At 71.2% G+C, this 2,022-nt stretch carries 3 protein-coding genes and 1 pseudogene; all 4 read right to left on the bottom strand.

Annotation, left to right across the window (positions count from 1 at the left end; all coding sequences use genetic code 11):
* Nucleotides 1–924: pseudogene (locus D7X30_RS41305) on the bottom strand (IS66 family transposase); the annotation flags it as partial.
* A 13-nt stretch (nt 925–937) separates the two neighbouring features.
* Nucleotides 938–1,219 carry a hypothetical protein gene (locus tag D7X30_RS41300; protein WP_120568461.1) on the bottom strand — a complete coding sequence of 94 codons (282 nt, stop codon included), beginning with the start codon at nt 1,217–1,219 and terminating at the stop codon, nt 938–940.
* Nucleotides 1,220–1,265: 46 nt separating this feature from the next.
* Nucleotides 1,266–1,631 (bottom strand): IS66 family insertion sequence element accessory protein TnpB, encoded by a 366-nt coding sequence (gene tnpB, locus D7X30_RS41295; protein WP_147443449.1) that lies wholly within the window; start codon nt 1,629–1,631, stop codon nt 1,266–1,268.
* Between the two features lie 4 nt (nt 1,632–1,635).
* The gene (locus D7X30_RS43360) at nt 1,636–1,785 is read right to left on the bottom strand and encodes a hypothetical protein (RefSeq protein ID WP_158619480.1); all 150 of its coding nucleotides are present in this window, start codon (nt 1,783–1,785) and stop codon (nt 1,636–1,638) included.
* Nucleotides 1,786–2,022 lie beyond the last annotated feature (237 nt).

The raw sequence follows: 2,022 nt of genomic DNA, 5'->3' as shown, positions 1-2,022 counted from the left end.
GGGAAGACGTGCGTCGGAAGAGAAGCGCGTCAGGGCGTCCCATTGCTTCAAGGCGTAGGAGAGGGCCTGTCCCATGGGGCCCTTGGGCAGGTGGCGCGGGGCCTGGGATTCCATCCACGCGCGTAGCGCCGTGAGGACGGGGAGACTCTGCTGCTGGCGCAGCTCGCGGTGCGCGTCCGTGCGCACGACGCCCGCGTCGCGGGCCAGGGCCTCCACGCGGTAGAGGGCGAGGATGAAGTCCAGGGCCTCGCGGGCTTCGGGCGCGGTGGGGAGCGCCTCGAAGAAGCGGCGACGCACGTGCGCCCAGCAGCCCACGCGGATTCTCCCCTCGGGCAGCGTCACCGCGTTGTAGCCCGTATAGGCATCCACCACGAGGGCGCCCCGGGTGCCGCCCAGGACTTCCTTCGGCGTCGTGCTGGCCCGGCCCAGGCTGAAGCGGTAGCCGAGGAGCCACTGCCCCTCGGGGGTCTGGGTGAGGAAAGTCCAGAGGTAGCCTTGCTTCGTCTTCTTCACGTCCAGCACGCGCACGGGCGTCTCGTCGGCCCACACCACGTCCGCGGACGCAATGCATTGCAAGAGGTGCTGGGACAGAGGCAGCAGGACGGAGGCGGCCTGGTGGAAGAGGTCCGTCAGCGTGCTGCGACTCATGGGCACGCCGCTTCTCTCTACCCGCTGCGCCAGCCGGTGCAGGGGCATGGCGTCCGCGCACTTGGAAACCACCACGTGGGAGAGGAAGCCGGGGCCGTACTCGCCCCTGTCCACCACCCGGGCTGGAGGTGGGGCGGTGACGACGCCCCGGCCGCACGCGCACGCCAGTACCTCCTGCACGTGCACCTGCTTCTCGAAGCGGGCCGGCACGTACTCGTACACCACCGAGGTGCGGCCGGGGCCCAGGGGCTTCAAGTCCTCGCTGCCGCACGCCGGGCAGTGGCGCTCCTTAAGCGGGCACCGCGTGGCGAATCTCCCGCGACAGGGCCTCCTCGGCTTTTCGGGCGGCTCGCTCTTGGCGCTTCTGCTTCGCGGCCTCGGCCCGGGTCGCCGTCGAGTCCGCGGCCCCGCGCAGCTCCGTCGCCACCGGAGGCAGCTTCTCCGTTCTCCTCCCGAAGACGTGACGCTCCAGCGTCGCCATCTTCGCCTCCAGCGACGTCAGGCGCTCCTTGAGTTCCTCGGCCTCCTCGCGCCAGGGGCAGAAGTGGTCTTGCGGAAGCTCGCGCGGCACTTCGCCTCAACACGCCTGCGCCACGCCGCGTCCCGGGCCGGGCACGTCAGGTGCCAGTACGCCCGGGAGGCGTCCAGGCTGGCGGGCGTCGCACGTCCGCCACGTCGATGCCGTCCAGCAGCATGGCCAACTGGGTGGCGTCCAGCGTCACCGCCTGCGCGCCCGCGTCCACTGGCGGCAGCCGGAATCGGCCCGCCTCCAATCGCTTGTAGAGGAGCACGAAGCCGCCCCGGCTCCACGTCAGCACCTTGATGCGGTCGCCCCGCCTGGAGACGAAGGCGAAGAGGTGGCCCGAGTAGACGTCCTCTCCCCACGCCGTGCGCACCAGCGCCATGAGGCCATCAATCGACTTGCGCATGTCCACCGGCTCCACCGCCAGCACCACGCGCACCGACGCTGGAAGTGCGAACACCCCCTCACCGTCCCAACGCGGCGACAAGCCGGGCCACGTACGCCACGTCGGTACCCGCGGCGAATCGCACCCGCGCTCCGCTCGCGGCCACCACCTCCAGCAGGGACTCCGTCGCCGCGGGACTCGCCGCCACCTGCACCGGCAAGAGTCTCACCGGCTCGACTCGCGACGGCGCACTCCGTCGTGCCCGGTACACCCACGACTGCAACGTGCTTGAGCCGCATGCCCCGCGCCAGCGCGAACTCCCGCTGCGTCTGCCCGCTCGCCTCGAAGGCTTCCGCGACGCGCGCCCACTCCGGCTTCTCCACCTGCTTCGCCATGCCCGGAAGCGTCCGCTGCGCGCCGCTACCCCGGCAATCCCTCACGGCACGTCGTTGGCCGGACGGTTACC

This window comes from Corallococcus sp. AB011P, assembly GCF_003611605.1.
In the GTDB taxonomy this organism is placed as follows: domain Bacteria; phylum Myxococcota; class Myxococcia; order Myxococcales; family Myxococcaceae; genus Corallococcus; species Corallococcus coralloides.
This window is presented reverse-complemented; position numbering and strand designations above follow the sequence as displayed.